The sequence below is a fragment of the Streptomyces sp. NPDC029159 genome (genome assembly GCF_055564055.1).
This window is the reverse complement of the sequence record NZ_JBVHWT010000010.1, coordinates 175,767-199,562: the sequence shown is the minus strand read 5'-3', so window position 1 is coordinate 199,562 and position 23,796 is coordinate 175,767. Positions and strand designations below refer to the sequence as shown.

General features: G+C 73.6%; 22 protein-coding genes. 10 read left to right on the top strand and 12 right to left on the bottom strand.

Annotated features, from left to right (window positions below; all coding sequences use genetic code 11):
* Positions 1-181: 181 nt before the first annotated feature.
* Positions 182-1,126 (top strand): bile acid:sodium symporter family protein, encoded by a 945-nt coding sequence (locus ACZ4U4_RS20845; protein ID WP_467876466.1) that lies wholly within the window; start codon positions 182-184, stop codon positions 1,124-1,126.
* Positions 1,127-1,237: 111 nt separating this feature from the next.
* On the opposite strand, the gene ACZ4U4_RS20840 is transcribed toward ACZ4U4_RS20845, so the two are convergent.
* The gene (locus tag ACZ4U4_RS20840) at positions 1,238-2,338 is read right to left on the bottom strand and encodes an amidohydrolase family protein (protein ID WP_467876295.1); all 1,101 of its coding nucleotides are present in this window, start codon (positions 2,336-2,338) and stop codon (positions 1,238-1,240) included.
* Positions 2,339-2,791: 453 nt separating this feature from the next.
* Between ACZ4U4_RS20840 and ectA the strand changes: the two genes are divergently transcribed.
* The 4 genes from ectA (at position 2,792) to thpD (ending at position 6,187) form a co-directional block, all read left to right on the top strand.
* Complete coding sequence (gene ectA, locus ACZ4U4_RS20835; RefSeq protein ID WP_467876292.1) at positions 2,792-3,355, top strand: diaminobutyrate acetyltransferase; 564 nt, start codon at positions 2,792-2,794, stop codon at positions 3,353-3,355.
* Positions 3,356-3,462: 107 nt separating this feature from the next.
* Positions 3,463-4,731 carry a diaminobutyrate--2-oxoglutarate transaminase gene (gene ectB / locus ACZ4U4_RS20830; RefSeq protein ID WP_467876290.1) on the top strand — a complete coding sequence of 423 codons (1,269 nt, stop codon included), beginning with the start codon at positions 3,463-3,465 and terminating at the stop codon, positions 4,729-4,731.
* A gap of 58 nt (positions 4,732-4,789) precedes the next feature.
* Positions 4,790-5,206 carry an ectoine synthase gene (locus ACZ4U4_RS20825; RefSeq protein ID WP_467876288.1) on the top strand — a complete coding sequence of 139 codons (417 nt, stop codon included), beginning with the start codon at positions 4,790-4,792 and terminating at the stop codon, positions 5,204-5,206.
* A gap of 81 nt (positions 5,207-5,287) precedes the next feature.
* On the top strand, positions 5,288-6,187 hold the full coding sequence (thpD, locus tag ACZ4U4_RS20820) for an ectoine hydroxylase (RefSeq protein ID WP_467876285.1): 900 nt from the start codon (positions 5,288-5,290) through the stop codon (positions 6,185-6,187).
* 113 nt (positions 6,188-6,300) lie between these two features.
* Here thpD and ACZ4U4_RS20815 read toward each other — a convergent pair whose 3' ends face one another.
* The 3 genes from ACZ4U4_RS20815 to ACZ4U4_RS20805 all read right to left on the bottom strand — a co-directional run bounded on the left by ACZ4U4_RS20815 (position 6,301) and on the right by ACZ4U4_RS20805 (position 9,150).
* Entirely contained in the window at positions 6,301-7,263 is a 963-nt protein-coding gene (locus ACZ4U4_RS20815) for an amidohydrolase family protein (RefSeq protein ID WP_467876283.1), read from the bottom strand.
* 118 nt (positions 7,264-7,381) lie between these two features.
* Positions 7,382-8,347, bottom strand: a complete 966-nt coding sequence (locus ACZ4U4_RS20810) for an amidohydrolase family protein (protein ID WP_467876281.1) — start codon at positions 8,345-8,347, stop codon at positions 7,382-7,384.
* A gap of 233 nt (positions 8,348-8,580) precedes the next feature.
* On the bottom strand, positions 8,581-9,150 hold the full coding sequence (locus tag ACZ4U4_RS20805; protein WP_467876279.1) for a TetR/AcrR family transcriptional regulator: 570 nt from the start codon (positions 9,148-9,150) through the stop codon (positions 8,581-8,583).
* Between the two features lie 391 nt (positions 9,151-9,541).
* Between ACZ4U4_RS20805 and ACZ4U4_RS20800 the strand changes: the two genes are divergently transcribed.
* The 3 genes from ACZ4U4_RS20800 to ACZ4U4_RS20790 all read left to right on the top strand — a co-directional run bounded on the left by ACZ4U4_RS20800 (position 9,542) and on the right by ACZ4U4_RS20790 (position 13,921).
* Positions 9,542-11,749: a HelD family protein gene (locus ACZ4U4_RS20800; protein ID WP_467876277.1), complete on the top strand. Its 2,208-nt coding sequence runs from the start codon at positions 9,542-9,544 to the stop codon at positions 11,747-11,749.
* A gap of 102 nt (positions 11,750-11,851) precedes the next feature.
* Positions 11,852-12,463: a hypothetical protein gene (locus ACZ4U4_RS20795; protein WP_467876274.1), complete on the top strand. Its 612-nt coding sequence runs from the start codon at positions 11,852-11,854 to the stop codon at positions 12,461-12,463.
* Positions 12,464-12,601: 138 nt separating this feature from the next.
* On the top strand, positions 12,602-13,921 hold the full coding sequence (locus ACZ4U4_RS20790; RefSeq protein ID WP_467876272.1) for an alpha/beta fold hydrolase: 1,320 nt from the start codon (positions 12,602-12,604) through the stop codon (positions 13,919-13,921).
* 36 nt (positions 13,922-13,957) lie between these two features.
* Here ACZ4U4_RS20790 and ACZ4U4_RS20785 read toward each other — a convergent pair whose 3' ends face one another.
* The 6 genes from ACZ4U4_RS20785 to ACZ4U4_RS20760 form a co-directional block, all read right to left on the bottom strand.
* Positions 13,958-15,025 (bottom strand): aminotransferase class V-fold PLP-dependent enzyme, encoded by a 1,068-nt coding sequence (locus ACZ4U4_RS20785; protein ID WP_467876269.1) that lies wholly within the window; start codon positions 15,023-15,025, stop codon positions 13,958-13,960.
* Between the two features lie 594 nt (positions 15,026-15,619).
* Entirely contained in the window at positions 15,620-15,901 is a 282-nt protein-coding gene (locus ACZ4U4_RS20780) for a peptidylprolyl isomerase (RefSeq protein WP_467876267.1), read from the bottom strand.
* A 254-nt stretch (positions 15,902-16,155) separates the two neighbouring features.
* On the bottom strand, positions 16,156-16,482 hold the full coding sequence (locus ACZ4U4_RS20775) for a hypothetical protein (protein WP_467876265.1): 327 nt from the start codon (positions 16,480-16,482) through the stop codon (positions 16,156-16,158).
* Positions 16,483-16,763: 281 nt separating this feature from the next.
* Positions 16,764-17,360 carry a GNAT family N-acetyltransferase gene (locus ACZ4U4_RS20770; RefSeq protein WP_467876263.1) on the bottom strand — a complete coding sequence of 199 codons (597 nt, stop codon included), beginning with the start codon at positions 17,358-17,360 and terminating at the stop codon, positions 16,764-16,766.
* A 121-nt stretch (positions 17,361-17,481) separates the two neighbouring features.
* Entirely contained in the window at positions 17,482-18,036 is a 555-nt protein-coding gene (locus ACZ4U4_RS20765) for a GNAT family N-acetyltransferase (protein ID WP_467876260.1), read from the bottom strand.
* 11 nt (positions 18,037-18,047) lie between these two features.
* Positions 18,048-19,601, bottom strand: coding sequence for an aldehyde dehydrogenase (NADP(+)) (locus ACZ4U4_RS20760; RefSeq protein WP_467876257.1), 1,554 nt, complete (start codon positions 19,599-19,601; stop codon positions 18,048-18,050).
* A gap of 120 nt (positions 19,602-19,721) precedes the next feature.
* On the opposite strand from ACZ4U4_RS20760, the gene ACZ4U4_RS20755 reads away from it, so the two are divergent.
* Together ACZ4U4_RS20755 and ACZ4U4_RS20750 are read left to right on the top strand one after the other, a co-directional pair.
* The gene (locus tag ACZ4U4_RS20755; RefSeq protein WP_467876255.1) at positions 19,722-20,492 is read left to right on the top strand and encodes an IclR family transcriptional regulator; all 771 of its coding nucleotides are present in this window, start codon (positions 19,722-19,724) and stop codon (positions 20,490-20,492) included.
* A gap of 386 nt (positions 20,493-20,878) precedes the next feature.
* On the top strand, positions 20,879-21,487 hold the full coding sequence (locus tag ACZ4U4_RS20750; RefSeq protein ID WP_467876253.1) for a class F sortase: 609 nt from the start codon (positions 20,879-20,881) through the stop codon (positions 21,485-21,487).
* 66 nt (positions 21,488-21,553) lie between these two features.
* Here ACZ4U4_RS20750 and ACZ4U4_RS20745 read toward each other — a convergent pair whose 3' ends face one another.
* Complete coding sequence (locus ACZ4U4_RS20745; RefSeq protein ID WP_467876250.1) at positions 21,554-22,762, bottom strand: hypothetical protein; 1,209 nt, start codon at positions 22,760-22,762, stop codon at positions 21,554-21,556.
* Entirely contained in the window at positions 22,762-23,736 is a 975-nt protein-coding gene (locus ACZ4U4_RS20740) for a 5-dehydro-4-deoxyglucarate dehydratase (protein ID WP_467876247.1), read from the bottom strand. The genes ACZ4U4_RS20745 and ACZ4U4_RS20740 overlap by 1 nt, the downstream gene beginning before the upstream one ends.
* Between the last annotated feature and the right edge of the window lie 60 nt (positions 23,737-23,796).

The window sequence follows — 23,796 nt, the reverse complement described above, 5'->3', positions numbered from 1 at the left end:
CGTCCCGGCGTCCACCATCCGGATTTGCCGTCCGATACATGCAGGTGACAGCTACAGTGCCGCCGTGTCGAACGAGCAGACGAACCCCCCGAGAGAACCTTCCGGCGAGCCGGCCGAGCGGCCCACCGCGGACGCCGTCGTACCGTCACCGGACGGCGGTTCCGCACCGGCCCACGGCGATCTGCCGGCGTCCGACCGTGCGGCCCGGCGCGCCGTCACGGTCTTCCCGCTGCTGGTGATCGCCGCCGGCGCGCTCGGGCTGCTGCGGCCGTCGCACTTCACCGGCTGGGCGCCCGCGGTGCCGTGGCTGCTCGGCGTGGTGATGTTCTCGATGGGGCTGACGCTGACGCCGCCGGACTTCACGGCCGTCGCCAAGCGGCCCTGGGCGGTCGGCCTCGGCCTGGTGGCGCACTACGTGATCATGCCGGGGCTCGGCTGGCTGATCGCCACCGTGCTGGACCTGCCCCCGCAGCTGGCGGCCGGGGTGATCCTGGTCGGCTGCGCGCCCAGCGGCACCGCGTCCAACGTCGTGACGTTCCTGGCCCGCGGCGACGTCGCACTGTCGGTCTCCGTCGCCACCGTCTCCACCGTCCTGGCACCGCTGGTCACCCCGCCGCTGACGCTGCTGCTGGCCGGGCAGTTCCTGCACGTCGACGCCGGGGTGATGGTCACCGACATCCTGAAGACGGTGCTGCTGCCGGTGGTGGCCGGACTCGGGGTGCGGCTGATCGCCGGGCGCCATGTCGACAAGGTGCTGCGGGCGCTGCCCTGGGTCTCCGCGGTGACCATCGCCGCCATCGTGCTCGCCGTGGTCTCCGGCAGCGCCGCCGCGATCAAGGACGCGGCGTTCCTGGTGATCGTCGCCGTGCTGCTGCACAACGGCCTCGGTCTGGCGCTCGGTTACGGCGCGGGGAAGCTGGCCCGGCTGGGCCGTCCGGCGAGCCGGGCGATGGCCTTCGAGGTCGGCATGCAGAACTCCGGTCTGGCCGCCTCGCTGGCCACCGCGCACTTCAGCCCGGCGGCCGCACTGCCCGCCGCGGTGTTCTCCGTGTGGCACAACATCTCGGGCGCGCTGGTCGCCGCGTGGATGGCGCGTACGGAGCGCCGCGCCGCACGGCAGGCGTAGGAGCGGGAGCGGGCGGTCACGGCCGCGGGGCCGGGCGGCGCGCAGCGCGCCCGGCCCGCGCCGTCCACCGCTGTGCGCGCCCGGCGCCTGCGCGGCACCCGGTGCCACCCCTCAGCCGATGACCTGTCCGCGCAGCACCACCCGGCGCGGCGCCGCCAGCACCCGGACGTCCGCGCGCGGGTCCTCGGGGTAGACGACCAGGTCGGCCGAGGCGCCCTCGGTGAGTCCGGGGCGGCCCAGCCAGTCGCGGGCGCCCCAGGTGGTGGCGGAGAGCGCGGCCACCGCCGGCAGTCCGGCCTTGCGCAGCTCGGCGACCTCCTGCGCGACCAGCCCGTGCGCCAGTGAACCGCCCGCGTCCGTCCCGGCGAAGACCGGCACCCCGGCGTCGTAGGCGGCGCGGACGGTGTCGTAGCGGCGGGCGTGCAGGCGGCGCATATGGTCGGCCCAGCGCGGGAACTTCTTCTCGCCACCCGCCGCCAGGTCCGGGAAGGTGGCGATGTTGACGAGGGTCGGGACGATCGCGACGCCCCGTTCGGCGAAGAGCGGGATGGTCTCCTCGGTCAGCCCGGTGGCGTGCTCGATGCAGTCGATACCCGCCTCGACCAGCGGCGCGAGGCTGTCCTCGGCGAAGCAGTGCGCGGTGACGCGGGCGCCGAGCCGGTGCGCCTCGGCGATGGCGGCGGCGACCTCGCCCGGCGGCCAGCAGGACTCCAGGTCGCCGGTGGAGCGGTCGATCCAGTCGCCGACGAGCTTGACCCAGCCGTCGCCGCGCCGCGCCTCCTGCGCCACATAGGCCACCAGGTCCGCCGGTTCGATCTCGTGGGCGTAGTTGCGGATGTAGCGGCGGGTGCGGGCGATATGGCGTCCGGCGCGGATGATCCGGGGCAGGTCGGCGCGGTCGTCGATCCAGCGGGTGTCGGAGGGCGAGCCCGCGTCGCGCAGCAGCAGCGCGCCGCCGTCGCGGTCGGTGAGCGCCTGCTTCTCGGCGGTGGCCGCGTCGACGGGGCCGTGGGCGTCGAGCCCGACGTGGCAGTGGGCGTCGACGAGACCGGGCAGCACCCAGCCCTCGACGGTGGTGAACTCGGCGGTGGTACGCGGGCGTTCGTAGGTGACGCGGCCGTCGACGACCCACATCTCGTCGCGCACGTCGTCCGGCCCGACCAGAATCCGCCCCTTGAGGTGCAGCGCCGCACCTTCGCTCTTCGACGTCATGACGGCACTTTATGCGCAGGCCGTGTTCCCTCCGCCGCGCGCCCGCGCAAAACGGCGCACGCCGGTGGTATTCCGTTAACGGAAGTGCCTCGCGTGTTTTCCTGGCGGTCTCTCGCGTGATGCCTGAGGCAGCTTTGCGGAGAACCTTCCGCAGGCACATTTCCAATTCTTTGGATGCCAGCTTCCCGTATTCTCCTTCCCGCTTTTCCCGACCTCAAACGCCAAGATTCCGCTAGCGCCGGAAGCCGGAATTCGGAGCGATCTCAGGGACGTTACGGACCTGTGACCGACTCCACACTCTGTCCGCTTCGTCCGAGATTTCCGGTACAAAAGCATACATCTCTTCGGCGATCCGCGCGCTCGGGCGCCCCCGCGCGATAACACAAAAGCCCCCGACTGCGTAACCCCTGCCCGCGATGCAATTTGCTTTTTCCCTCGGTAAATTTAATTTCCATGACCGCCGCACAAGCAGACCATGCACGTGCCCGAAGCGAAATCAGGGAATTGCCGGAGGGTTTCAAGCTCGACACCCCACGGGTGGAGGACGGAGCCGCGATCTGGCGAATCGCCCGCGACTCCCGGACACTGGACCTGAACTCCTCCTACAGCTACCTGCTGTGGTGCCGTGACTTCGCCGCCACCTCCGTCGTCGCCCGCGACGCCGAGGGTGAGCCGGCCGCCTTCGTCACCGGCTACATCCGTCCCGACCGTCCGGACACCCTGCTCGTGTGGCAGGTGGCCGTCGACGACGCGCACCGCGGGCGCGGCCTCGCCGCCGCCCTGCTGGACGGGTTGACCACCCGCATCGCGCGGGAGTCGGGCGTGACCCGCCTGGAGACGACGATCACGGCGGACAACGCCGCATCCAACCGGCTCTTCTCCTCGTTCGCCGAGCGCCACGGCGCCCCCCACCGCCGCGAGGTGCTCTTCGACGCGGCACTCTTCCCGGAGCAGGGACACGAGCCGGAGGTCCTGCACCTCATAGGCCCGTTCGCGGCCCCCGCCCCCTGTCTCTGACCGCACCACCCCGCGGGCCCCGCGGTGGCACCCGGTGCCACCGCCCGGAGGCGCCCGCACGCCGGACTTCGCAAGACCCCACGCCACTCATCTCCCAGGAGCATGCTGTGACCATCACCCAGCCCGACCTGAGCGTCTTCGAGACCGTCGAGTCCGAGGTGCGGAGCTACTGCCGCAGCTGGCCGACCGTGTTCGACCGGGCGCAGGGCAGCCGTATGACCGACGAGGACGGCCACACCTACCTGGACTTCTTCGCCGGGGCCGGTTCGCTCAACTACGGCCACAACAACCCCGTCCTCAAACGCGCCCTGATCGACTACATCGAGCGGGACGGCGTCACCCACGGCCTGGACATGTCGACGACCGCGAAGCGGGCGTTCCTGGAGTCGTTCCAGAACATCATCCTGCGCCCGCGTGACCTGCCCTACAAGGTCATGTTCCCGGGCCCGACGGGCACCAACGCCGTCGAGGCGGCGCTGAAGCTCGCCCGTAAGGTCAAGGGCCGCGAGTCGATCGTCTCCTTCACCAACGCCTTCCACGGCATGTCGCTCGGCTCGCTCGCGGTGACCGGCAACGCCTTCAAGCGGGCGGGCGCCGGCATCCCGCTGGTGCACGGCACCCCGATGCCGTTCGACCACTACCTCGACGGCGCCACCGAGGACTTCCTCTGGTTCGAGCGGCTGCTGGAGGACGCGGGCTCCGGTCTGAACAAGCCCGCCGCGGTCATCGTCGAGACGGTGCAGGGCGAGGGCGGCATCAACGTCGCCCGCCCGGAGTGGCTGCGCGAGCTGCGCGCCCTGTGCGACCGGCAGGACATGCTGCTGATCGTCGACGACATCCAGATGGGCTGCGGCCGCACCGGCGCGTTCTTCTCCTTCGAGGAGTCGGGCATCGTGCCGGACATCGTCACCGTCTCGAAGTCCATCAGCGGCTACGGACTGCCGCTCGCCCTCACGCTCTTCAAGCCGGAGCTGGACGTGTGGGAGCCGGGCGAGCACAACGGCACCTTCCGCGGCAACAACCCGGCGTTCGTCACCGCCGCCGCGACGCTCGACACGTACTGGGCCGACGGGCAGATGGAGAAGCAGACGCTGGCCCGCGGTGAGATCGTCGAGTCGCACCTGAAGGCCATCGCCGAGGAGCACCCGGACGCCGTCGCCGAGTACCGCGGGCGCGGGCTGGTGTGGGGCCTGGAGTTCCACGACAAGAGCCTCGCCAACAAGATCGCCAAGCGCGCCTTCGACCTGGGTCTGCTGATCGAGACCTCCGGGCCGGAGAGCGAGGTCGTCAAGCTGCTCCCGGCGCTGACGACCACCCCCGAAGAGCTGGACGAGGGTCTGCGGATCCTCGCCCGCGCCGTCCGCGACCGCGTCTGAGCACGTACCGCGTCCGGCACCCCTTCGTCACCGTTCCACAGAAAGGCACCGACTCACCGTGATCGTTCGCTCGTTCAAGGACATCGAAGGCACCGACCGCCACGTCAAGGCGGCTTCCGGCACCTGGGAGAGCAAGCGCATCGTGCTCGCCAAGGAGCGCGTCGGCTTCTCCCTCCACGAGACCACGCTCTACGCGGGTACCGAGACGTCGATGTGGTACGCCAACCACATCGAGGCGGTCCTGTGCGTGGAGGGCGAGGCCGAGCTGACCAACGACGAGACCGGCGAGAAGCACTGGATCTCGCCGGGCACGATGTACCTGCTCAACGGCCACGAGAAGCACACCCTGCGGCCCAAGACGGACTTCCGCTGCGTCTGTGTCTTCAACCCGCCGGTCACCGGCCGTGAGGACCACGACGAGAACGGTGTCTACCCCCTGCTCACCGAGGACGACACCGACGCGTCCCGAGCCTGAACACCGCCTCTGCGTCCGGTAGTTGACGGACGGCATCCCGGCATCCACGGAGCACGTACGAGAGGAGAGGAAGGCAACACCATGACCATCGCACCCGAGCGCACCGCCGACCTGTACCCGACCCGCGGCACCTCCGAGGTGATCACCCCGCGGAAGGACCCGGTGGTGTGGTCGCAGCCCGGCACGGCGGGCCCGTTCCAGCCGTCCGAGCTGAGCGCCTTCGACCGCGACGGTTTCTTCGCCATCGGGGAACTGCTGACGGCGGACGAAGTCGCGGTGTACCGCACCGAACTGGACCGGCTGGTGAGCGACCCGGAGATGCGCGCGAACCCGCGCTCCATCGTCGAGCCGAAGTCGCAGAGCATCCGGTCCGTGTTCGAGGTGCACAAGATCAGCGAGGTGTTCGCCCGGCTGGTCTCCGATCCGCGCGTGGTGGGCCGGGCACGTCAGATCCTCGGCTCCGACGTCTACGTCCACCAGTCGCGGATCAACGTCAAGCCCGGCTTCGGCGCGTCCGGTTTCTACTGGCACTCGGACTTCGAGACCTGGCACGCCGAGGACGGGCTGCCGAACATGCGGACCGTTTCGGTGTCGATCGCGCTCACCGAGAACTTCGACACCAACGGCGGTCTCATGATCATGCCCGGTTCGCACCGGCGCTTCGTGGGATGTGAGGGAGAGACGCCGAAGGACAACTACAAGCGGTCGCTGCAGATGCAGGACGCCGGCATCCCGTCGGACAAGGTGCTGACGGAGATGGCGGACGAGCACGGCATCCGGCTGTTCACCGGCAAGGCGGGCTCCGCGACGTGGTTCGACTGCAATGCGATGCACGGCAGCGGTGACAACATCACGCCGTACCCGCGCAGCAACGTCTTCATCGTCTTCAACAGTGTGGAGAACACGGCGGTGGACCCGTTCGCGGCACCGGTGCCGCGCCCGGACTACATCGGGGCGCGGGAGTTCACACCGGTGCGGTGACGCACCGCAGCGCGCGGCCGTCGCACAGCCTGGTCTGTGCGGCGGCCGCGCCGCGCGTGCACGGGGCGGCCGCCGACTCTCCGGCTTCCTCCCGGCTCGGCGGCGTCCGCCCGTCACCGCACCAGGCGTGGCAGGAGCCGGTGTGCGTTCTCGGTGGTCAGATCGTGCCAGGTGGCGTGGGTCGAGGGGGCCGGACCTGCGGGGATGGAGGCGAGTTGCGCCTCGACGCCGGATGCCGCGGTCCAGCAGTAGTCGCTGCCGTAGACCACGTGCTCCGTGCCGAAGGCCGCGGTCAGTGCCGGCATCTGGTGCGGGAAGGGGGTACCCGCCATGTCGTACCAGAGCTGACGCAGCTGCTCGGGCACGGGGACGCTGGTGGCGTCCTGGCCGATCCCCCATCCGGTGCGGAACAGCTCCATGCGGTCCGCGATCAGGGGGAGCGCGCCGCCGCCGTGCGTGAAGATCCATCTGATGTGCGGGTAACGCTCGAACACGCCGTTGAAGAGCAGGTCGGCGACGGTACGGGCGGAGTCGAAGAGGAACTCGATGATCGGCCGGGGCCGGCCGAGTCCGATCTCGTCGGCGTGCGGGGGCGAGGTGGGGTGGACGAAGACGGCCGCGCCGCGCCGGTCGAGTTCCGCATAGAGGGGTTCGAAGTCCTTGTTGCCCAGGTAGACGCCACCGGAGTTGGACTCCACGGCCAGGCCGTCGCTGCCGAGTTCGTCGAGGGCGTAGGCGGTCTCGGCCAGTGCCCCTTCGACGTCGGGCAGCGGGAGTGAGGCGAAGTGGCCGAAGCGGTCGGGGTGGCGGCCACGGACCTCGGTGGCGGTCTCGTTGACGTGGCGGGCCAGCGAGCGCGCGCGCTCGCCGTCACAGAAGCTCAGCCCCGGGGAGGAGATCGACAGCAGCGACGTGCGGATCCCCCAGGAGTCCATCAGCTTCAGGTGGGTGCTCTCGTTCCAGTCGGGCCAGTCGGGCATGCCGTCCGGCCGGTCGACCCCGGCGGCCTTGGCCTCCTGCACATAGCGGGGCGTCAGGAAGTGCGAGTGGAAGTCGATGAGGGCGGGTTCGCTCATGGTCGGTCGGCCTTTCCGGTCGGCCCCGTCGCCGGGGCGCGGAACGTGCCCGGTCCGCCCGCTCGGGCGCGCCGGGTGGCGGGCTGCGGCCCCGGCCGGGCCGGCCCGTGCCGTCGTGTCAGGCGAAGCGGGGGAACAGCCGCAGGGCGTTGCCGCGCTGGACCGCCTGGAGCTCTTCCTTGGTGAAGACGCCGCTGTTCATGAGGTTGTCGGTGTTGCGGCCGGCGGTGGCTTCGGATGCGGCGCCCCAGTCGGTGCCGAACAGGATGTGCGCGAAGTCGGTGACCTCCAGGGTCGGCAACAGCGAGTTCCGGGAGCCGGCCAGGGCGGTCTCGTAGTACAGCGTGCGCAGCGACGCGGTGATCTCGGCGGGCGAGAGGTCGGCGTCGTCGGGCCCCTTGCCCAGGGCGATGTGCTCGGCGATGCGCCACCCCAGGGTGGGCAGCGGACCGCCGCAGTGGGCCAGGATGAACTGAAGGTCCGGGTAGCGCCGGAAGGCGCCGCGGTAGAGGGCGTTGATGATGTTCCGGGCGGTGTCGAAGGTGTACTCGCACACCGAGCTGGGCCGTCCGAGATCGAAGTACTCCACGATGGGCGGGGAGTCGGTGGGGTGCAGGAAGACCGGCACCCGGCGGCGGTTGAGCTCGGCGAGCAGGGGTTCGGACCAGTCCTCGCCCAGATACCGCCCGAGCGTGTTGGAGGTCAGCAGCACGCCGTCGAGGTGGAGCGTGTCGAGCGCGTAGGCCATCTCCTCCAGCATGGCCTCGGCGTTGTCCCCCGGGAGCGCCGCGAACGCCCCGAACCGGTCGGGGTACTGCTCGATGATCTCCGCGTACTCCTCGTTCACCTTCCGGGCGAACTTCCGGCCCGCGTCCGGGTCCTCATCGGTTCCCCCGAACGTGAACGGTGCGGAGAGCACCTGGGTGGTGACGCCGAGGCGGTCCATCGACTCGGTGGCCGTCCGAGGGGACCAGTCCGTCACGGCGAGCTGGTAGCCGCCCGCGAGCGAGAACCCCGAACGGAATCTCTCGGCGACCGTGCCCCCCAGATAGTGGGCGTGCACGTCGATACGGCCCTGCGCCATGGCGCCTCATTTCTTCCGCTCTGTGGTGGCACACCTGTCCTGCCCGGTCCTGTCCGTGCGGGAGCTGTCCGCCCGTGCGCGGAAGTCCGGGTACCCGGCAAGCCGACCATCGGGAGGAACGCGCGGCGGGCTTGAGCACGATCACTCGTTCGCCCGCACGGCTCGACCCTGGTGGCGGTCCGGCAGCGAGGTGATCACCGGGCGCCCGGCCCGGCGGTTCGCGTCGGCGGCCGTCAGCCGCTGATGCCCTGGGTTCCGAGCCCTTGGAGCAGCGTGTCGACGAGGCGCGCGGCGAGGGCGTCGGTGTCGCCCCCCTGACGCCCCTCGTGGGCGCTTGCGTGGAGCAGGGCGAGGAAGACGCGCGCGGCCCAGTCGGTGTCGACGCCGGGGCGCAGGACGGCGGCGTCCGAGGCGCGCCGGAAGAGCGTGCGGCAGCGCTCGAAGACGGCGCTGCCCTCGCCGGACGCCGCCGGCGTCTCCACCCGGCTCAGGGCGAAGCTCCAGTCGGCCTTGACCTGCAGAAGATTGGCCGTCACCTGGTAGAGGGCGATCAGCGGGGGCGCGGTCTGCGGACGCGCCGCGTCGAAGGCGCGGACGAATTCACCGGTGACCCACTCTCCCAGGGCGGCGATCAGCGCCTCGCGGCTGGCGAAGCGGCGATGGACGGTGGTCCGGGCGACGCCTGCGGCCGCGGCGATCTGCTCCATCGACGCCGCGGGGTCGTGCCGCAGGACCTGTTCGGCTGCCCGCAGGATCGCCTGCACGGTGCGCTCCGAGTCCGCGCGTGCGGCTGTCTGTTTCATCGTTGCCTCACCTCTCCGCCGCATCGTACATTCGGGAAGCATTTTCCGGAAGAGTTGCATCACCTCTGTAGCAACTAGTACCTTACCTGCATCCTCGAAAACCCTTGTCTGGATGTCCGGCGCGCCGAGCCTGTCTGCACCCCACGCCGCTCGGCCCGCCTCACGCGCTCCCTCCGCGCTCCAGCCCCTCCCCTACGCCCTCGCCGCAGGCACCGCCGCGGCTGACCCGGCACCGGCGCCGCCTTCACGGTGGCGCCGCGCCGCCGCCCGCCCCACGACCCGCCTGCCGGGCCGGGGCCGCCGGCTGCCCGTTCCCGGCCGCGGGCCGGGTTCCTGCCCACGCACCGCCGTCCGCCTCCCACGGCCGGACCCCACGCACACGGAGAAGCCCATGTCGCATGACCACCGCCCCGAGGTGACCGCTGCCGAACTGGCCACCGAACAACACCACCTCGACCTGGCCTACACGCACCTGGACGCGGAGCGCGCCCGTGTGGCCGAGGAGCTGCGCGCCGCCCTGACCCCGCCCGGCGGAGGCCACCAGGCGAGGACCGAGCGGGACACGATCGCTGCGGAACAGGCCGAACAGGCCGCCCGGCTGGAGAAGGCCGAGAACGGTCTCTGCTTCGGACGCCTGGACCTCGCAGACGGCGAAACCCGCTACGTCGGCCGGCTCGGGATCACCGACGAGGACCACGAACCGGTCCTGCTGGACTGGCGCGCCCCCGCCGCCCGGCCCTTCTACCTCGCCACGGCACTCCATCCCGACTCGGTGGTACGCCGCCGTCATCTGCGCACCCGCGCCCGGCGGGTCACCGCCCTCCACGACGAGATCCTCGACCACTCCGGGGCCGGCCCGGCCGCGCACCGCGGCACGGACCCCGCGGGCGAGTCGGCCCTGCTGGCCGCCCTCAACGCACCGCGCACCGGACGCATGCGCTCCATCGTGGAGACCATCCAGGCCGAGCAGGACGCGATCATCCGCAGCCCGCACCGCGGCGTCCTCGTCGTGGACGGCGGCCCCGGGACCGGGAAGACCGCCGTCGCGCTGCACCGCGCCGCATATCTGCTCTACACCCACCGTGACCGGCTCGCGCGGCGCGGTGTCCTGGTCATCGGGCCCGGTGAAGAGTTCCTGCAGTACATCGAGCAGGTACTGCCCTCCCTGGGCGAAGGCGGAGTCGTGCTGTCCACGGTCCCCGGCCTGTACGGCGACTGCGACATCAAGGCCACCGACTCCCCCGAAGCCGCGGCGCTGAAGGGCAGCGCGGTCATGGCCGACGTCCTCTCCCACGCCCTGGCCCGGCGGCAAGGCGCACTCCACACCGCGCGCGTCATCCGCTTCGCCGGACACGAGCTGATACTCGACCCGCCCACCGCGGCGCGGGCGGCCCAAGCCACCCGCGACACCGGCCGGCCGCACAACCTGTGCCCGGACCCCTTCCGCCGCCACCTCGCCGCCGCCCTGGCCCCCGGCTACCTGGCCGCCGCCCACCCCGGCGACGACGCACCGGAGCCCCAGGACATCGCCCGCGCCGCGGAAAGCCTCGCCGACAGCGACACCTTGCGCGCCGTGGCCCGTGAACTGTGGCCCCGCCTGACCCCCGAGCAGCTGCTCGCGGACCTGTACTCCGACCCCGAGGCCCTCGCCGCCGCACCCGGTATCGGCCCCGCGCAGCGCGGCCTGCTGCTGCGGGCGGACGCCACGGCCTGGACCACGGCCGACGTACCGCTGCTCGACGAGATCGCCGAACTCCTCGGCCATGACGGAAGCGAGCAGCGCCGGCGGGAAGCCGCGGCGCGCCGGCAGCGTGTGCAGGAGGCCCAGATGGTCCTCGACACCGCCTACAGCTCGCGCTCCATCGATCTGGACGCGGGCAAGGAGCGCATCTCCGTCTTCGACATCCTCGACGCCGAACAGCTCGCGGACCGCTTCGAGGAACGCGACCACCGCAGTGTCGCCGAACGCGCCCGCGCGGACCGGAGCTGGGTCTTCGGCCATGTCATCGTCGATGAGGCCCAGGAACTGTCCGCCATGGCCTGGCGCATGGTGATGCGCCGCTGCCCCACCCGCTGGATGACCCTGGTCGGCGACACCGCCCAGACCAGCGATCCGGCAGGCACCACCTCGTGGTCCCAGGCACTGGATCAGCACGTCGGCGGGCGCTGGCGGCTGGAGCGGCTGACCGTGAACTACCGCACCACCGCACCGCTCGCCCGCCTCGCCGCCGACGCCCTGGCCGCCGTCGGCCCGCGCCTCGAAGCACCGCACCCGGTCCGCGTGGACGGCGCCGCGCCCTGGCACGAGCAGGTGTCCGAGGCCGAGCTGCCCGACCGGCTCGCCCGGCTCGTCCGCCGGGAGGCACACCTGACCGACGAAGGCCGCCTGGCGGTCATCGTGCCCGACGGCCGCCTGACCGACCTGGGAGCTGCCGTACGGAGCGCGCTCCCCGACGCCACCCTCGGCCACTTCGCGCAGGACGGCGACGCGGTGGCCGTCCTGGAGGTCCGGCAGACCAAGGGCCTGGAATTCGACTCCGTCATCGTCGTCGAACCCTCCGACATCGCCGCCGCGCCCCGCGGAGCCAACGACCTCTAAGTCGCCGTCACCCGCGCCACCCAGCGTCTGGGCATCCTGCACACCGGCGCCCTGCCCCACCAGCTCACCCGGCTCACCGCCGCCCGCCCCGCCCCGGAAGCCGTGCCACCGGCCGACGGCGCCCCCGCCCGCCTCGTCCCCGGTCACGGCGAGGGGCTGTCCCGGCTGCTGCCCGTCCCGGACGCCCTGTACGAGGTGTCGACGCGCCGCGAGCTCCGCGACGCGGCCCGCGTCCGGGTCAGGCGCCTGCAGCCGACACCGGAACTGCGCTACGGCGGCCCCCACCTGACCCTCGTCACCTCGCGCGACGGCCGGTACCTGTTCAGCTACACCAACCTGCTCGGCCCGTTCCCCGGCGCACCGGTGTCACCGGCCACCGCGCGCCGCATCGCCGAGGAGGTGATGCGGCAGGTCGATCCCGGCTACGCCCACGGCCTGACCCACCTGCGCACCGAACTCCAGGAGCGCACCCTCGTCGACGACCGCGGACAGTCCCTGTCCGCCCCCGTCCGGTGGGTCAAGATGGCCCACACCGACGGCACGTTCGCCTTCGTCACCGTCGGCCCCGACGGCCGGGTCGTCGATGTCGAACGCGAAGCCCGCTGGGACCACCGTGCCGGCCGCCGCGCCACACAGATGTGGAACACCGACGACTGGATCCTGGCCCGTGACGGCCACGGCCCCCAGCCGGCCCCGCCGGCCGCGTCGGCCTGATCGGAGCCCGTGAGTGCCCCTCGGGGGGCTGAGGGCCGTCCCACCAGGGCTTACGGGACAGCCCTTAGCCTGACCAGGGTGTCCGGGCTCGTCCGGCCGTGACGGGCGCACCGCTGCGAGGGAAGTGAGGACGGGTTCATGACCATCGACCGGCTGCCCGGGGTGACCCTGACCGATCATGTGCTGGACGTACCGCTGGACCACGGCGACCCGGGCGGCGAGCGGATCGCGGTGTACGGCCGGGAGGTGGTGGCCGCGGGCCGCGAGGGCGACGCGCTGCCGTGGCTGGTCTTCCTCCAGGGCGGTCCCGGCAACGCCGCGCCGCGCCCGCTGGGCCGGGAGTCGTGGCTGGGCCGGGCGCTGGAGGACTACCGGGTCCTCCTCCTCGACCAGCGCGGTACCGGCCGCTCCACGCCGGCCAACCGGCAGACGCTGCCGCTGCGCGGCGGGCCCCGGGAACAGGCCGGGTACCTGGCACATTTCCGCGCCGATGCGATCGTGCGGGACGCCGAACTGTTCCGCCGCCGGCTGGTGGGGGCGGACACCCCGTGGAGCGTGCTGGGGCAGAGCTTCGGCGGCTTCTGCACCGTCGCCTATCTCTCGCAGGCGCCCGAGGGGCTGCGCGAGGCACTGGTGACCGGCGGGCTGCCCGGTCTCGACGCGAGCGCCGAGGACGTCTACCGGGCGGCGTATCCCCGGGTGGCCCGGAAGAACGCCGCGCACTACGCCCGGTATCCGCAAGACGTGGCGGCGGTACGGGAGATCGCGGCACATCTGCGCGAGAAGGAGGTGCGGCTGCCGGGCGGCGGAACGCTGACGCCGCGGGCCTTCCAGGCGCTGGGGATGCTGCTGGGCACCGGCAACGGCTCGCACGTCCTGCACCATCTGCTCGCCGACGCCTGGGTCACCGGCCCGGCCGGGCGGGAGCTGGGCGATGCGTTCCTGGAGGGCGTCCGGGCACAGCTGTCGCACGCGGCGGCGCCGCTGTTCGCGGTGGTGCACGAGGCGATCTACGGGCAGCGGTCGGTGGACCCGGGCCCGACGGCGTGGGCGGCGCAGCGGGTGCGGGACGGTCTGACGGCGTATCCGCAGTTCGACGTGGACACCGTGCTGGACGGCGCCGGGCCGCTCTACCTCACCGGCGAGATGATGTACCCGTGGCTCTTCGACACCGACCCGGCGCTGCGCCCGCTCAAGGAGACCGCGCAGGAGCTGGCCGCGCGGGGTGACTGGCCGGATCTGTACGACGCCGGGGCGCTGGCGGCCAACGACGTACCGGCCGCCGCGGCGGTCTACTTCGACGACATGTACGTCGACACCGCGCACTCCCTGGCGACCGCCGAGCGGATCCGCGGGATGCGGGTGTGGGTGACCAACGAGTGGGAGCACGACGGGCTGCGGGTGAGCGACGGGGCGGTGCTGGACCGGCTGTTGCGGATGGTGCGCGGGGAGGTGTGAGCGGGGGCGGGCCCGGGGCCGGGCCCGCCCGTCCGTTCAGGCGCCGCCGATGACCTCCAGGGCGCGGTCGACCTCGTCGGCGTCGTTGTAGAGGTGGAAGGCGGCGCGCAGCAGACCGCCGCGGACCGCGACCCGGATGCCCGCCGCGGCCAGCCGCTCCGCGGCGCCGGGCGGGCCCGCCACGGAGACGATCGCGGAGCCGGGCGCCGGGCGGGGTGCGAGCCCGCGGGCGGTCAGCCCGGCGCGGAAGCGGTCGGCCAGCGCGGTGTTGTGGGCGTGCACCGCGGGCACGCCGATCTCGTCGAGCAGCGCGAGGGAGGCGGCGGCGCCGACGTAGGAGAGCAGGGCGTGCGGTTCGTCGTAGCGGCGGGCGGTGGCGGCGGGCCGGGCGACCGGGCCGTAGCAGGACGCGCCCGGGTCCTCCCCGGTGACCCAACCGGCGTGCCGGGGCCGCGGACCGTCGCCGGCGAGGGCGGCCTCGCCGAACGCCAGGAAGGTGGTGCCGCGCGGGCAGAGCAGCCATTTGAAGGCGCCGCAGGAGACGTAGTCGAAGCCGGTGGTGCGCAGCGGCAGCCAGCCGGCGGCCTGGGTGACGTCGACGAAGGTACGGGCACCGTGCGCCCGGGCGGCCTCGCGGACCGCGTCGAGGTCGGCGATCCGTCCGTCGAGCGACTGCACCGCACTGCACGCGACCAGCGAGGTGGTGGGCCGGACGGCGTCGGCGAGCGCGTCGAGCGGGGCGGTGCGGAAGGTGACGCCGGGGGTGGTGGCGAGCGGGGTCACCAGCGAGCTGAAGTCGCCCTCGGGGACCAGGACCTCCGCGCCGGGCTCCAGGGTGGTGGCGACGAACGCGGAGTGCACCGCCACCGAGCTGCCGACGGCGACCCGCTCGGCCGGCACCCCCAGCAACCGGGCGAAGCCCCGCCGGGCCTCCTCCGCCGGGCCGAAGTAGTCGCGCCCCATCGTGCCGTACGTGGCGGCGTCCGCGACGGCCTCGCAGACGGCGGCGCGCGAGCGGGCCGGGAGCAGCCCGCCGGACGCGGTGTTGAGATACGGGGTCCCGGGTGCGAACTCGGCTCCGCCGAGTGACGTGAGTCGCTGCATGGCACCACTGTGCGCCGCCCGGGACGCCGCGTCCATGGCGTGCGGCTACGCCGTCGGCGGCACCGCGCAGCCGCCGTCCCGGTGCCCGTGCACCACGCGCCCTTTCGGGGTGTCCGTGGAATTCATGCCGGCCGAGCGCGGGGGCCGCACGTGCTCATGGGCGGTGTGCGGCCCCACATGTCCGGACCGGACGGGCCGGCTAGGACATTTTTTGCGGAGTGCACCCGGGCGGAAAACCCTCCGGGAATGTATTGGGGTCCGGGTTGATGATGCAGGGGAAGTCGGCGGTGGTTGCTGCCTGGGCGGGGGCGATTGCGGCCACGCCCAGCGTCATGACGATGCCCGCCAGAACAGTTGCGACAGCGCGCACGGTGAGACACCTCCTCGGGAGTCGGTTCCTGGAGGACCAGGGTGAAACCTGAATTCCCTGCCCGAGCACGCGACCGGTCACGAAAAAGCGTTCTTCACGCAAACGCATTCGCCCGTCGCCGACACGGGTGCATCCTGCTTTCCCCGGACAACGGCCGTCGATTCTTCGGATTCCCCGGGACGGCCCCGGGCCGCGCCTCGACGACGCGGCCCGGGACATCGACCTCAGTCCTGACGGCTGGTCACCTCGATGAGGTGGTAGCCGAACTGCGTCTGCACAGGCCCCTGAATGGTTCCGGTCGGCGCGGAGAAGACGACCGTGTCGAACTCCTTCACCATCTGCCCGGGGCCGAACGATCCGAGGTCACCACCCTGGCGACCGGAGGGGCAGGTGGAATTGGCCTTGGCCACCTCTGCGAAATCCGCTCCGGCCTCGATCTGCGCCTTCAGCTCGTTCGCCTTGTCCTCACTGGAAACCAAGATGTGGCGCGCAGTTGCCGTGGCCATGTATGACACCCTTTCTCACATACATCGATATCCCGGGGAAGGCGCGCAGATCCTGCCTGGCGGCTTCCCCTGCCGAGAGAGCAGCGTCTCATGGAGGGCCGGCGGTGGCCGGTACGACGTGTTGCCGGGGCAGGTGGCCGGAGGTGCCCCGTGGCCCCTGCTCGCCGTGTTCGGCCCCGGACGCGCGGAGCGCCGGGCCGTGGGGCCCGGCGCCGGGTCACCGGCCGGGGCCGGGACGGAATGCGGGGCGTTCGCTAACGCTTCTGCACCTTCACGCTCACGCCCAGGGGCGCCTTGGCGGACTTCCCCGGCGGGATGACCTGCCCCACGGTGCCGGTGCAGTTCTTCCCCCGGTAGACGACCACTTCGCGGTTGGTCTTGTTGCTGATGTCCAGGCCCTTCTTGGGCCAGGAGAAACACGCGCCGTCGTGCGGGTTGATCATCTTTTCTTTGTTGACGGTGAGCGTGCCGGTCGCCGCCTGGGCGCCTGCGACGCCGGTCAGGCAGAGGGCGACGGTGAGGAAGGCGATGCCGGCCGGCCTCATGACGCGGGCCGCATCCGGACGCTTGAGTTTCTGCATGCTGGCTCCCCTCCTGCGCGTCGGCGCCGCCGCATCGACGGCGCATCGCGCAGGGGCTGGCTGCCCTCGCGGTGCCTTCCCCATGCGCCGGTTCACCGGTGTGGGTGGCGTGTCCGCCCCCGCACCGTTCCCGGACGCTTCCACGCTGCTCAGCAGCCCCGCCGCGCCCGCACGGAGCCGCCCGGGCGCCGCCCCGCGCCGACGGCGGACGGAACGCGTACGGCCCCTCCCACCGGAAGGGGCCGTACGGACGGGAACGCGCGATCAGGGCACGGACCGCGCTACGCGACCGGCTCCCGCCACATCGTCCAGAGCGTCGGGCCGCCGCCCGGGAGGCTCAGCTCGTCGCGGACGGTGAAGCCGAAGTGCTCGTAGACGGGGAGGTTGGCCGGCTTGGAGGACTCCAGGTAGGCGGGCTGGCCCGCCGCGTCGGCCTTGGCGAGGCCGGAGCGGAGCAGGGCGGCACCGTGGCCCTTGCCCTGGACGGCCGGGTCGGCGCCGAGGAGCGCCAGGGACCAGTGCGGCGCGGCGGGGGTGTGCGCGGCGGCGGCCTCGACCGCCTCGCCGAACAGGCCCGCCCGGTCGCCGAGGATCTCCGTCAGCTCCTGGATGGTCTCCGCGTCGGGCACCGCCCGGTCCTGTGCCTCCGGCGGCACCCAGAACGACACCGCCGCGTCGGTCCGCTCGCAGAGCCCGGCGTGGGCGTACTGCCGGGTGAAGAGCGTGGTGAAGTACCGGCCCAGCGACGCCTCGCGGGTGGCGTCGTCGGGGAAGAACCAGCACATCATCGGGTCGTCGTCGAAGGCACGGACCAGTGTCCGGCTGACCAGCGGGGCATCGTCGAGGGCGGCCGGCAACGGCACGTTCGATATCGGCATACGCGTCATTCTGCACCGGTCGATCTCGGACGGAACGGCGGGGTCCGGTATGCCCGGCGGCCCGCGAACTCCCGCACGGTGGAGGGGCGTCCGGGCACGCGGCGCGACCCCGTGGACGCCTCTAGTGGACGTCGCCCCCGAGCCGCAGCGTCAGCGTGAGGTGGGTGGCGTCCGGGGCGGGCGCCCAGGACGGGTCGGGGTGCCAGCCGCGGGCGGTGTAGAAGGTGCGGGCGCGGCGGTTGTGCCACAGGACGTCGAGGGTGGCGGCGGTGTGCCCGGCCGCCCGCCAGGCCCGCAGGCAGGCGGCGTGCAGGGCGTGGCCGACGCCGGTACCCCAGTGGACGGGGTCGACCTGGAGCTGATGGAGGGTGACGGTGCCGGGCGCGGCGGCCGGGCCGTGGCAGGCGGCGCCGACGACCGTGCCGTCCCGCTCGGCGCAGAGCATCCGGGCGTCCGGTCCGGCCAGTGCGCGGTCCCAGGCCAGCCGGGCCGTGGACCGGTGGGCGCCCGGGCCGGGGTCGGCGCCCGGATGGCGGGCCCGGTCGTAGGCGGCGCGGGCCCGGGCGTGCAGCGCGGTGGCGGGCGCCAGGTCCGCGGCGCCGCCCGGGCGGATGGTCAGGGCGCGGGGCCCGGCGAGGCCCGGCCGGGCCCGCCCCGCTCCTCCGTCACCGCTCACGAGGTGTCCCCTCACACCAACTCGGGCCGCCCGTCCACCCGGCGGGGCAGACCGAGCGGGTTCTCCTCGCGCAGTTCGGGCGGGAGGAGCGCGGGCGGGGTGTCCTGGTACGCCACCGGGCGCAGCCAGCGTTCGATCGCGGTGGCGCCGACCGAGGTGGCGGTGGAGGTGGTGGCCGGGTAGGGGCCGCCGTGGTGCTGGGCGGGGGCGACCGCGACGCCGGTGGGCCAGCCGTTGACGACGACGCGTCCGGCGAGCGCGGTGGCCTCGGCGAGCAGGTGGGCACCGCGGCCCGCCGGGTCCGCCGCGGCGCCCTCCTCGGCGGAGAGGTGGAGGGTGGCGGTGAGGTTGCCGGGCAGCTGGGCGAGGACCGCGCCGACCGCGTCGTCACCGGTGTGGCGCAGGACGACGGTCACCGGACCGAAGCACTCCTCCAGCAGCAGGGCGTAGCCGTCCGGGTCGTCGAGGAGGCGGGCCGCGGGCAGGGTCAGGAAGCCGGCGGCGACGGTGTGGTCACCGCCCGCGCCGGGGGTCACCGGCGCCTCGACGCCGGGGAGTTGGGCGCGGGCGCGGACGCCGTCGACGAATGCGTCGCGCATCCGGTAGTCGAGGAGGACGCCCGCCTCGGTGTCGCCGACGGCGGCGGTGAGCGCGGTCAGCAGCCGGTCGCCGTCCGGCCCCTCGGGGACGAGGACGAGGCCGGGCTTGACGCAGAACTGGCCGGTGCCGAGCGTCATCGAGGCGGCGAGCCCGGCGCCGATCTCGTCGGCGCGTTCGGCGGCCGCGGCTTCGGTGACGACGACGGGGTTGAGGCTGCCCAGCTCGCCGTGGAAGGGGATGGGGTGCGGGCGGGCGGCCGCCGCGTCGAAGAGGGCGCGGCCGCCGCGGACCGAGCCGGTGAACCCGGCGGCGGCGATCAGCGGATGGCGGACCAGCTCCACCCCGGCGTCGAAGCCGTGGACCAGACCGACGACGCCCTCGGGCAGACCGGTGTCGGCGGCGGCGCGGCGCAGCAGGGCGGCGACCAGTTCGGAGGTGGCCGGATGGTCGGGGTGGGCCTTGACGACGACCGGGCAGCCGGCGGCCAGGGCGCTGGCGGTGTCGCCGCCGGGCACCGAGAAGGCGAGCGGGAAGTTGCTGGCCGCGTAGACGGCGACCGGGCCCAGCGGGATCTTGTGGCGGCGCAGATCGGGGCGGGGCGGGGTGAGCGAGGGGTCGGCGTGGTCGATCCGTACGTCGAGGAAGGCGCCCTCGTCGACGGCGTCGGCGCAGGCCCGCAGCTGGTGGGTGGTGCGGGCGAGTTCGCCGGTGAGGCGGCCGGGGCCGAGTGCGGTCTCGGCGTCGGCGGCCTCGATGACGCGGGGGCCGGCGGCGTCCAGCAGGTCGGCGGCGCGGCGCAGCAGCGCGGCGCGGGCGGTGCGGTCGGCGAGGGCCGGGCGGGCGGCGTGGGCGGCGCGGACCGCCGTGTCCACCTCGGCGGCGGTGGCCTCCACCGCGACCTGTTCGCGCCGCTTCCCGGTTCGGGGGTCGACACTCCAGACTGGTGCTGCCGCCGCTGTGACCACCGTGCATTCCTCCTGAGCGCGCTCTTGCCGCAGGCCGGACGCCGTTCGATATGGTGAACGCCGTCCCGGATGCTGAATCATGGGGACTCTAGGGCGGGCCGATCGGAGGGGTCAAGGGCGATGTCAGCTGCGGAGACGGGTGGAGCGCAGGTCAAGTCCGCGGTGCGGACGGTGGAGCTGCTGGAGTACTTCGCGGGCCGCCCCGGTATGCACAGCCTCGCCGCCGTCCAGGAGGCCGTCGGCTATCCCAAGTCCAGCCTCTACATGCTGCTGCGCACCCTCGTCGAGCTGGGCTGGGTGGAGACCGATGCGACCGGTACGCGGTACGGCATCGGGGTCCGGGCGCTGCTCGTCGGCACGTCGTACATCGACGGTGACGACGTGGTCGCGGCGGCCCGGCCGACGCTGGACCGGCTCTCGGACGACACCACCGAGACCATCCACCTCGCCCGGCTGGACGGCGTCAACGTCGTCTATCTCGCGACCCGTCAGTCCCAGCACTATCTGCGCCCCTTCACCCGGGTGGGGCGGCGGCTGCCCGCGCACTCCACGTCGCTGGGCAAGGCGCTGCTGGCCACCTGCTCGGACGAGCAGGTGCGCGAGCTGCTCCCGGCGAAGCTGGCGGCGCTGACCGAGCACACGATCACCGACCGTGAGCAGCTGATCGAGGAGCTGCACACGGTCCGCGAGCAGGGGTACGCGGTCGACCGGGAGGAGAACACGCTGGGGCTGCGGTGCTTCGGCGTCGCGATCCCCTACCGCACCCCGGCGCGGGACGCGATCAGCTGCTCGGTGCCGGTGGCACGGCTGACACCCGATCACGAGCAGCTGCTCAAGGACACCCTCTTCGACGCCCGTGACCGGCTGCTGCTGGCGACCCGCCGGCTCTGACCCCGGCCGCGGGCCGCGCCACGCCGTGCCACCTGCGGGCGAAGCGGTGGGCGGGCCGTGGCGGCTCACCCGTTCTCCCCAGCGCGCCCCGGCAACCTCGACACGCCGTTGACACGCCGTCCGACCTGCGAAGATCGCGGATGCGGCGGGCGGCGGGCCGGTCGGCCGGGGGCGTTCTGACATGACGTCAGCAGGCTCGCGGCGCGCCGGGCGGTTTATCTCGGAGTGAGCAGGTACGGAACCCGACGTTCCGGCGGCGCACGGGCGCCGCGTCCGTACCTCACGGAGGTTCGTCGTGTTCGCCAGCCGCCCGTCCCCAGGCGTCGCCCCGCGGCGCCCCGCCGGCGCCCGCGGGCCGCTTCGCCGCGCCGCCGGGCGGGCCTGAGATGTCCGGCGCGCCCGGGACCGTACCCGGCAGGCGACGGCGCGGGACGGGCAACGGCGCGGTGGTGCTGGCGCTGGCCGCGGTGGGGGCCGGAGGGTGGCTGATAGCCGTCGGCGCCCGGGCCACCGCACCGCAGCGACCGCCCGCCGCCCTAGGACCCGGCGGACCGGCGGCGCGCACCGCGGCCCGGGACGCCGCCCCGCCGCCCTCCCCGCCGGTCCGCCTCCGGATACCGGCGGCCGGGCCCGGCGCCCCGCCGACCGGCCCCGGCCTCGACGCCCGCGGCGCGCTCCGGACGCCGCCCGCCGACCTGCCCGGAGCGGCGGGCCGGTACCGTTACGGCGCCCCGCCCGGCTGTCCGGGCACCGCCGTCACCGGGCCCACCGCCTTCCGCGGCCCGGCCGCGCTGCCGCCGGGCAGCACCGTCGCGGTGCGCCGCGCAGACGGCCGCACCACGCTTCTCACCGTCGACATCCTCGGGTCCCGGGAGCGGGACACCGTCCTCGGCGACCTCCCCCACGACACGGCCAACCGGCCGGAGCTCCCCCTGCTGACCTGCGGGGACGCGGAGCGCGGCACCGTGTCGGACCGTCTCACCGGCGCCGGATAGCCACCCCCAGGGGGGGTCACAGACGGCCGGGGCGGCCCGCGGGAGCCGCCCCGGTCCCGCCGTTCGTCAGCGCGCGGCGAGGGAGGCCAGGGCGGCGCCGACGGCCGTCAGATCCCGGTCGCTCGCCAGGCCCGCGTGGTAGAGCCGCAGCTCCCCGGCGCCCAGCGCGGCGGCGTGCGCGGCGTCCGCGGCGAGGGTGGCGGGGCTGCCGCCCATACCGGAGACGACGGTGAAGTTGGCGGCGAGGACGGCACCGGCCGCGTCCTGCGCCGCGGCGAACGGCGTCAGCGCATCGGCCCGCTGCGCCGGGTCCGGGCCGCACGGCACCACCACACCGTCCGCGTACCCGAACACCCCCGCCGGGTCGGTGCCCACGTTGGCGCCGCAGCGGTGGGCGGCCGGGTCGGCGTGGAGCAGCACCCGGAAGCCGGGGGCGGCGGCCGCGCGGACGGCGGCGACCACGGCGCGCCGCAGCCCGCCGGCCGCCCGCGCCCGCCAGGCCCGCACCACGGCGGCCCGGTCGGCGCCGAGCAGCGCCTCGACGGCGGCCCACTCCCCCGCCCGGTCCGCCGCGGCGGGTGCCGCCGCCCCGGCCCACACCGGCTCCAGCGCCCGCCGCACCGCACCGCCCAACTCCTCGGCGTCCAGCCCGAGTCCGGCGTACCCGCGGCGGCACTCCGTACAGAAGCAGAGCGACATCAGGTACTGCGCGGCGCCGGACAGCGGCACCCCGCCGACCTTGTCGTGGGCGTGCAGATGCGCCATGCCGTACCAGCCGCAGGACTCCAGCTCGGTGCCGTGCGCCCCGGGCCGTACGGCGGCCTCGGCGGCGAGGGTGACGAGATGGTCGCGGACCTCCGGGCGGGCGATGCACGGCGCCCAGGGGTAGCGGTCGCCGTAGGCGTTGCGGACGGAGGTGTCCGGATGCTCCTCGCCCAGACGGGAGTTGTGGGCGAGGACGACCCAGCTGTGCACCTCGATCCCGGCGTCCGCCAGCGCCGCCGCGGCCTCCCCGTACGGATCGGGGCCCGGCAGCCAGTCCTGGACGGCGGGGCGCAGCGGCCGGCCCGCCCAGCGCCGCGGGTCGGGCGGGTAGAGGACGGCGGAGTGGCGGGCGGTGACCACGCGGCGGTGCGGATGGCGCGGGGTCAGGGCGCGGGTGGAGTGGTAGGCGGCGGCCAGGGTGACCTGACGGATGCCCAGGCCGGCGAGGCGGGGTGCGGCCTCCGGGTCGCCGGCCACGTCCCAGGGGTAGAGGAAGGCCGCGGCGCGCATCAGGCGCGGGCCCCGTCCGCCGCGCCGTCGCCGCCGTCGCCGCCGTCGGGCAACAGGGTGAGCCCGTGGTCGAGCAGGGTGCGCAGCTCCTCGACGTGCCGGGGGTCCGGCGGGGCGAGCGGCGGGCGGACCTCGCCCGCGTCCAGCCCGCGCAGCCGGACACCCGCCTTGATGAGCGAGACCGCGTAGCCGTGGCCCTGGTTGCGCAGGTCGACGAGGGGGCGGTAGAAGCCGTCCGTCAGCCGGTCGACGGTCGCCCGGTCGCCGGTGGTGAGCGCCCGGTGGAAGGCGAGGGCGATCTCGGGGGCGAAGGCGAAGACGGCGGAGGAGTACAGGCGCACGCCCAGGCCCAGATAGGCGGGGCCGGTGAGTTCGGCGGTGGGCAGGCCGTTGAAGTAGAGGAACGCGGCGCCGGGGGCCTCGGTGCGGACGGCGCTGATGATGCGCTGGAGCAGATCGAGGTCGCCCAGCCCGTCCTTGAGACCGATGACGCCCGGGGTGCGGGCGAGCGCGACGACGGTCTCCGGGGTGAAGACGGCGTTGTCGCGCTGGTAGACGACGACCGGCAGGTCGGTGGCGGCGGCCAGCGCCCGGTAGTGGCGCAGCAGCCCCTGCTGACCCGCATGGACGAGATAGGGCGGCAGGGCGAGCAGTCCGTCGGCGCCGCGGTCGCGGGCGAGGCGGGCGTAGCGGACGGCGAGCGCCGTGCCGTAGCCCGTGCCGGCGACCACCGGCACCCGTCCCGCGGTCTCCTCGACGGCCGCGCCGACGCACGCCGCGAACTCCTCGGGCGTCAGGGCGTGGAACTCCCCGGTGCCGCAGCAGGCGAAGACGGCGCCCGCCCCGGCCTCGACACCGCGCCGCACATGGGCACGGTAGGCGTCCAGATCCACCTCGCCGTCGGGCGCGTAGGGGGTCACGGGGAAGAACAGCACTCCGTCGAGGCGGTCGGCGAGCGGCGAGGCTGGGGTCACGGGCTCTCCCTGGCGTGCGGTGCGTACCGCGGCGTGAAGGCTCCCGCGGCACCGGCGGAC